This is a genomic window from Planktosalinus sp., from assembly GCF_059864935.1.
Genome location: NZ_JCBCCK010000152.1, coordinates 1 through 3634, shown reverse-complemented (window position 1 = coordinate 3634; position 3634 = coordinate 1). Strand labels below are relative to the sequence as shown.

Here is a 3634-nt window from a genome sequence, read left to right as displayed (position 1 = left end):
GAAGATGCTACGCGTAATTAAAAAACTCAAACAAAAGTATCCTGTTGCCATCAAAGCCACATTTCTTGGAGCACACGCCATTCCGGCCGAATACAAAAACAACCGCGATGGTTATATGGATTTGTTACTTAACGAAATGCTCCCCAAAATTGCAGAAGAAAAACTGGCCGATTATATCGACGTGTTTTGCGAAACCGGCTATTTTACCGTTGACGAAACCATCCGCATTATGGAAGCCGGAAACCGTTACGGTTTGAAATCAAAAATACACGTTAATCAGTTTACAGCTATTGGCGGAATCCAGGCAGCCGTTGATCACGGTGCGCTGAGTGTCGATCATTTGGAAGTGTTAAACCTTGAAGATATTGAAGTGCTAAAGAACGGAAACACCATTCCGGTAGCCTTGCCTTCTTGCTCTTACTTTCTAAGTATTCCATACACCCCGGCAAGAGAATTACTCAATGCCGGTTTGCCATTGGCTTTGGCCACCGATTTCAATCCGGGTTCGACCCCAAGTGGGAATATGAATTTTGTAGTGGCCACCGCCTGTATCAAAATGAAAATGACCCCGGCAGAAGCCATCAATGCCGCTACTATCAACGGTGCTGCTGCGATGGAACTTTCAGACACACATGGAAGCATTGCTGTTGGAAAAGTAGCCAATTTGATTTTTACGAAAGCGATTCCTTCATACGGATATTTACCTTATTCATTTGGAAGCAACCACATTGATAAAGTAATGTTGAACGGGGAATTTATTTAAGAAGCTTACAAATCCCTTTTCTTTACTATCACATAGGAAAGCCAGATAAAAATTACTGTCCAGGCAAGAACGATAAATGTTGAACTTACAGGTACTTCATAACTTTTCTGAAATCCTTCGCCCAGTTGTGAAGCCGCTGTTTTTATGGCACCCAGTCTTGAAAATGGTTCAACAATTAAATTTGACATCGCCTGCAAGGGAAAGAATTGAGCCACATTTTCGGCGATGTCGGTGCCTTTAAAAAATTTCCATTTCATCAAGCCAAAGAGAATGCTTTCGCCGATAAACCAGATAAACAAAAATCCCAAGGCAAAAGCCGAACGTTTTACCAATACACCAAGAAACAAACAAAAAGCAAAGAATCCGGTGAGCTTGATAAAATAAGCCAGCAGGTATTCCAAATCAGAAAAAATAATACTTACTTCATTAAAATCTGAAAATATTAACCCAAGAATCATCGAAATTACAAACACAAAAAAAGTGGAAATAAGTGCAAAGCCAAGTACAGTTAAAAACTTGGAAAATATAAACTCCTTTTTGCTCAAACCGTCAATTAAGTTTTGTTTCAGCGTTCTGTGACTGTATTCATTGGCCATCATAGAAACGATGACGATGGCGAGAAAAATCTTTAAAATTGCAGCAATGTAAGTGTTGAAATGCCAGATATAAGGAAAATTAAAAATACCCTGGTCAGCAACCCTAAAGTTGATGTTACCAAAACTAAATTCAATGGAGGCTATCAAAGCGATAAAAGTGATCAACACAAAATAGACAATTGAAATAACCTTGGCAGACCTGTTGTACCTTAGTTTATGGAGTTCTATGGATAAAAGGCGCAGCATATTAGTTGAGGGATTTAGTGAGTTCTAAAAATTGTTCTTCCAGGCTTTCTTTGCGATGTACCAAATGGGAAAGCACAACGCCTTTTTCAAAAAGGTATTTGTTAAGTTCTGAGGCGTCCATCGGGTTTTTTAAAAATGCAATAAGTTGACCATTTTCTTCTGTTATGGATGCAAAATCCGGGTGATTTTCCAAAGCTGATTTTAAAAGGCTTTGATTTTCGCTTTTTAGCTTAAAAAATCCGTGACTGGCATTCATTCCATCCACAGTCCCGGAGTATAATTTGATTCCTTGCCTTAAAATCACCACATGACTGCACACTTTTTCTACCTCGTCCAGCAGGTGGGAGGCCAATAGGATTGTGGTGCCTGTGGAAGCAATTTTTCTTATGATTTCCCTGATTTGGTGAATTCCTTGTGGGTCAAGTCCATTTGTGGGTTCGTCAAGAATGAGTATTTCCGGGTCGTTGAGCAGGGCTGAGGCGATAGCGAGACGTTGTTTCATTCCCAATGAAAAAGTGCTGAACTTACTGTTTTTTCGCTCCAGCAAACCAACGAGTTCAAGTTTCTCGTCAATTTTTGAAGTGTCCACTTCCTTGATTTTGCATACCAAAGCCAGGTTTTGAGCAGCGGTCATAAACGGATAAAAATTGGGTCGCTCGATGATGGCTCCCACTTTTTTCAATGCTTTATGAGTGGAATCGGTTCCGTCAAACCAAAAGAAATCGCCGGAAGTTTTGTTGACCACATTAAGCACCATGCCCAATGTGGTTGATTTTCCGCTGCCGTTGGGTCCCAGTATGCCATATACGTTGCCTTTTTCTATGGTAAAAGACAGGTCTTGTACCGCTTTGATGGGGCCAAAGTGTTTGGTCAGGTTGTTTATGGTTAAAATAGTTTTCAAAATCAAAATGGATTGTTAATTCTTTGTATTTGACTAAATAAGGGTTATATTGTTACAGCACTAATAAAAATATAAAGTTTTCCAATGGAAGAAAAACTCATGTCCAAGAAAAAACCCTCCTTTCCCGTAAAGGAATTTCTTTATCAGTATTTAAAGCGGTATAACCGCGATATGACTATACCGGTTTTTTATGATGATTTGTTGCGTTTTACCGGGTCTGTTGCCGTTTATGATAAATTTGACAAGGATACCCTTTGGGTGAGCGTTTACTATTCAGATTCTGAACGCGAGGAACTGGATTTGAGCTTAAAACGCATATACACCATTTTATTTTCAGATGGAGATGATGATATTATTGAGTTTTTAAATGTGGACGCAATTGACTACTGTACGTTCGGAAATTCTAAACCCTTTCGCGTAAAAATCAGAAACATCCTGAACGACAATTACACCTATTTTTATGTCAAGAAAGCTGATGCCTCTCGTATTTACGGACTCGAACTGGAGCATATTTTATCTCCCAACCGAATCAATTTTGTAGTTCATGGAGACACCTTGATCGAGGAACATATTTCGGGCATACCCGGAGACGTATTTATCGAAACAGAACTGGAAGGCCTTGATGCAAATGCAAAAACACAAATCGCAAAAGAGTTTGTCAAATTTAATGAACGCTGTATGATGCTGCTTTTGGGCGATATGCGTTCATACAATTATGTGGTAATTCCCACTCACGACTTTGACCAGGTAAAGTATAAAATAAGGGCCATCGATTTTGATCAGCAATGTTATGAAGGTAATTTAAAAGTTTACAGGCCACAGTTTTTTAAAGAAAACTTTAAAATGGTAAAACTGGTTGCAGATTGGCTACAGGAAACGTCCATTGAACAATACCGCAAAGAAGAACGCTCCTTACTTGCAAAGCGAATTATTTCTTCTCAAAGCCGTTTGAGAGCACTCATTCGGTGTATGTTACAGGATCAAATATCTTCAACATCAAACCTGCACGAGTTGCGTTCACAATTGTATGATCTTACCTATGATATGAAATTTAAGCGTTGCAAATCCATGGGACAGATTGTTAAGACTGCGCTCGAGTTTATCAAGCGAAATTATGAATCTGTCAAT

General features: G+C 39.1%; 4 protein-coding genes. 2 read left to right on the top strand and 2 right to left on the bottom strand.

Translation table 11 applies throughout. From position 1 onward, the window contains the following. A partial coding sequence (locus AC6F75_RS06115; protein ID WP_500714064.1) for an amidohydrolase family protein occupies positions 1-763 on the top strand: 763 nt, incomplete at its 5' end. Between the two features lie 5 nt (positions 764-768). Here AC6F75_RS06115 and AC6F75_RS06110 read toward each other — a convergent pair. Together AC6F75_RS06110 and AC6F75_RS06105 are read right to left on the bottom strand one after the other, a co-directional pair. Next, a complete protein-coding gene (locus AC6F75_RS06110; protein WP_500714063.1) occupies positions 769-1605 on the bottom strand; it encodes a DUF2705 family protein in 837 nt (278 codons plus the stop codon). A 1-nt stretch (position 1606) separates the two neighbouring features. Beyond that, positions 1607-2506 (bottom strand): ATP-binding cassette domain-containing protein, encoded by a 900-nt coding sequence (locus AC6F75_RS06105; protein ID WP_500714062.1) that lies wholly within the window; start codon positions 2504-2506, stop codon positions 1607-1609. 84 nt (positions 2507-2590) lie between these two features. Between AC6F75_RS06105 and AC6F75_RS06100 the strand changes: the two genes are divergently transcribed. Next, positions 2591-3634: hypothetical protein (locus AC6F75_RS06100; protein ID WP_500714061.1), on the top strand; the 1044-nt coding region annotated here is incomplete at its 3' end.